Source organism: Bartonella sp. AA9NXGY (assembly GCF_042196845.1).
GTDB lineage: Bacteria > Pseudomonadota > Alphaproteobacteria > Rhizobiales > Rhizobiaceae > Bartonella.
In genome coordinates, this window is the sequence record NZ_JBHIRB010000066.1 from 1 (window position 1) to 2137 (window position 2137).

General features: G+C 44.3%; 2 protein-coding genes. Both read right to left on the reverse strand.

Going from position 1 to position 2137, the window contains the following annotated elements:
* Positions 1 to 90 precede the first annotated feature (90 nt).
* Positions 91 to 1104 (reverse strand): phage tail protein, encoded by a 1014-nt coding sequence (locus tag ACFIM6_RS09775; RefSeq protein ID WP_375610949.1) that lies wholly within the window; start codon positions 1102 to 1104, stop codon positions 91 to 93.
* Positions 1105 to 1112: 8 nt separating this feature from the next.
* Positions 1113 to 2117 (reverse strand): phage tail protein, encoded by a 1005-nt coding sequence (locus ACFIM6_RS09780; protein WP_375612660.1) that lies wholly within the window; start codon positions 2115 to 2117, stop codon positions 1113 to 1115.
* Positions 2118 to 2137 lie beyond the last annotated feature (20 nt).

Genomic DNA, 2137 nt, shown 5'->3' on the forward strand with positions numbered 1-2137 from the left:
TGCTGTCCCTCTGACCAATTAATTAAAGCATCAGCACCACCATTCTCAGATGCCGTTAAAGACCAATCATAAATCGTGGACATCTAAACCTCACGTCTTGATTCCAAACACAACACTCATATTAATCGGGCGCGTCTCACTTATACCTGAACTTGCCAATGCAACATCACGCATGTGAAGGTGGGAATGGGGAAAGGCGAGCTTATGGTGCACGCGTATATCCTCTGCTCTCACGCCCAAACGTTCAGCAAGCTTCAATCTTTGCTGGTCATTCAACACATATCCCCAGATGATCGTCATATCACCATGCCAACTCTCTTCCTGATTTTCATCATTCAAAATCGTAAAGGATTGACCCCCATGGTCATGCTTTCTCATTGCGTCATTTTGTAAAGTGCCAAGATAACGAAAGCGGTCTATCTCGCGGTCATCATCAACACCTCGTAAAAAAACACCACGCAAATCGGGAACATTAAACTTCGTCCAACTATCAGCGCCTCCCCACCTGATCCCTATCGCTTCATAAAGAGCAGGATAATCACTACGCAAATAAGCCTTCCCATCACATGGTAACCAGCCATCTGGCAAAACTTGCATCCCAAAAATCCCTATCGTCCCTAGTGGATAAACAGGGATAACCGGCTCTTGCGATAAAGAGAGAGGCGTAGGATTTAAAACTTGCCAAGCATGATCCCTATAAACCAAGCTATAAATGCACCCCCTTTGAAGCTCGCCTCCCGATAAAACACGGAGACCTAATTCCGTCGCCTTGTAAACAGGTTTAGCCGCCAAATCATTCAAGGCAATTGCGGTTTCCCCAACATTCTTGCCCTTCGCTTTAAAACAAATTGATATCCCATTCTTATACTCTAAAAATTGCGATTGGCTTTGAAGTCTTATCAACGTCGTCTGGTGTTCAGCATCAACCGTAAAAGTGCTTTCAATCACACCACTCGTATCCGATAAATACTCACGCACACGTTGCATCATCACACGAGCACTATTATTCAGACTACTAGGACGTTGTCCTTTTGACCAATCAATCAAATCATCACAATAGGCATTCAAGGAGGCATTTAAAGACCAATCATAGATCGTCGACATCTTACACCTCATGTCTTAATCGCAAACAGAACACTCACATTAACTGGACGCGTCTCGCCTTCACCAGTGCTCTCCAAAACAACCTCTTGGTTCTCATCAAGAGTATGAGAACTTACAATGTAGCCCCCTAAATTCTCACGCTCTATGCCCATAAAATTCGCTAGAGAGCTCCCCCCAAACAAGCCTAGACGATAGCCCAACACATCCGTCGTATTCCCATCCCAAAAGTTTTCGTTGCTGGTAAAATGAGACATCGAAAGGCTCTGTCCTTGATGTTGATGCGACTCAATTAAATCTGTTTGCACACTTGCAAAAGAACGCCCCTCATCAATATTGCGCCCTCCATCAAGCCCCCGTAAAAACATCCCTCGAAAATCGGGAACATTAAATGTCGTGGCGCCATCACCCTCTCCCCAAACCGTTCCTATCGTCTCAAATAAATCACCATAATCACGACGCAAATAAGCCTTCCCATCGCAAATTAACCAATCCTTTGGAATCCCGCGCATTCCAAACGTTCCTATAAAACCCGTGGGATAAAGATTGCTTTCTTCTTCTTCTAAAGGGAGTGGGGTAGGATTAACAAGATGCCAATGATCTCCATTATAAAACAATGTATAAATGCACCCTTGTTGGATTTCCCCCCCTGATAAAAGCGATAAACCCGTTTCTGTTGCTTTATAAACCGGCTTGCCATCTAAAGCATTTAAGACAATCGTGGTCGCTCCAACATTCTTACCCATAGCCATAAAGCGCAAAACGATACCATTCTTATACTCTAAAAACTGTGAAGTGCTTGCAAGTCTTATCACACTCGTTTGTTGGACAGGATCATTTGTAACAATGCCTTCAAGCTCTCCACCCGTGTCTGACAAGTATTCCTTTATGCGCTGCATCATCACACGGGCGCTTGTGTTCACACTGCTAGGATGCTGTCCTTCGGACCAATCAATCAAATTATCCACGCGCGTATTATCCGACGCTCTAAGCGACCAATCATAAATCGTTGACATTTCTCGTGAATCCTAGCTTC

What these genes read in the sequence shown, in the direction of transcription:
- ACFIM6_RS09775 (WP_375610949.1), bottom strand. Translation starts at nt 1,104, where the DNA reads ATGTCGACGATCTATGATTGGTCTTTAAATGCCTCCTTGAATGCCTAT.
- ACFIM6_RS09780 (WP_375612660.1), bottom strand. Translation starts at nt 2,117, where the DNA reads ATGTCAACGATTTATGATTGGTCGCTTAGAGCGTCGGATAATACGCGC.